Here is a 1,301-nt window from a genome sequence, read left to right as displayed (position 1 = left end):
AATCGGTTGTTTCTAAATCTTCAAATTCAGTTTCTTTTTTTGCTAATACGATAGTATTAGTTTTTTTATTATATATGTTAATGTTATTGTTAATGTTATGTGCATTGCCAAGCATCAAATTTTCTGCACAAGCATCACTTTCTGATGCACAAGCATCATTTGACGTATGATTTTTATGCTTGTGCATTTTTGGTTCATTATTTTCTTTCTCATCCCATCTTGCTTTTGCTGCTTTTGCTGCTTTTATTGAAGACTTTTCTAAATTTTTATTAGAATTGTTGAGTTCTTCTTCAACTTCTAAACTCCATAAACGACCATCGTCTAAACGAACGATTTTTTTAGTACAGAGTAAACCAATCAATGCTTTATTAAATGCCTTTTCTGTGCAACCAACATAACGAGATAATAAGAAAGTATCTTCATCAAGCGGTTCTTGTGTTTTGCGCATAAATAAACTGAGAGTAAGATAAACAGCTTTTTCCATCGGTTTCATACAAGAAACATCGATTATCCATTGCTCCGCATTAAGCCTCGTCCATGGCAACTTAGTTGACATGCCTTACCTCCCTTTCTTTATTATTCTTATTGCAAGTGAAATTATCTAGCTCTTCAGTGACGTTGTTGAGTTCTTCCTCAACATCTAAATTCCACAAGCGACCATCTGCTAAACGAATAATATATCCTTCTTCTAGCAAAACATTCAAAGCTGTCTCAAATTTCTTTACTGAATAACCAGTGTAATGAGACAAAACTTTAATGTTACAAAAAAGAGGTTCACCAGTACGAAGCATGCGAAACCGCAATCTCATATAGATATTACCTTCTACAGGAGGTAAATAATCGACAACTACTGCCCACCTATCTGCAAAAAGCCTCGTCCACGGTAATTTAGTTGACATATTTTACCTCCTTTTCTTCATTATTATTAAAGGTAAAATTATCTAGCTCTTCACTGAGGTTATTGAGTTCGTCTTCAACATCTGGATTCCATAAGCGACCATCTTCCAAACAAATGATATGTCCAGTTTCCAATAAAAGATCTAATGCTTTCTGAAATCTTTTAATTGAACACCCAGCCAATAAAGATAACACTCGAAAATTATTCGTAAGCGGTTCACCAGTGCGAAGCATCTGAAATCGCAACTTCACATATATGAAACCTTCAAAAGGAGGCAAATGTGCAAGATCAAGTAGCCACTTGTCTGCAAAAAGCCTCGTCCATGGCAACTTAGTTGACATGTATTGCCTCCTCTCTTTTCTTACTCCACCTTGCTAAAGCTGCTTTCGAAGCTCTTTCTGAA

General features: G+C 35.3%; 3 protein-coding genes. All 3 read right to left on the bottom strand.

Annotated features, from left to right (window positions below; all coding sequences use genetic code 11):
* Positions 1-556 (bottom strand): DUF1376 domain-containing protein (locus ABID23_RS08010; protein ID WP_354190970.1); only part of this gene is annotated, 556 nt, incomplete at its 3' end.
* A complete protein-coding gene (locus ABID23_RS08005; protein WP_354190968.1) occupies positions 546-899 on the bottom strand; it encodes a DUF1376 domain-containing protein in 354 nt (117 codons plus the stop codon). The genes ABID23_RS08010 and ABID23_RS08005, both read right to left, overlap by 11 nt.
* Positions 889-1,239 (bottom strand): DUF1376 domain-containing protein, encoded by a 351-nt coding sequence (locus ABID23_RS08000; protein WP_435521264.1) that lies wholly within the window; start codon positions 1,237-1,239, stop codon positions 889-891. Before ABID23_RS08000 ends, ABID23_RS08005 begins: the two co-directional genes overlap by 11 nt.
* Between the last annotated feature and the right edge of the window lie 62 nt (positions 1,240-1,301).

Source organism: Bartonella silvatica (assembly GCF_040545155.1).
Taxonomy (GTDB): domain Bacteria; phylum Pseudomonadota; class Alphaproteobacteria; order Rhizobiales; family Rhizobiaceae; genus Bartonella; species Bartonella silvatica.
Note: the sequence above shows the minus strand (reverse complement) of the source record. Positions and strands in the feature narration are given on the sequence as shown.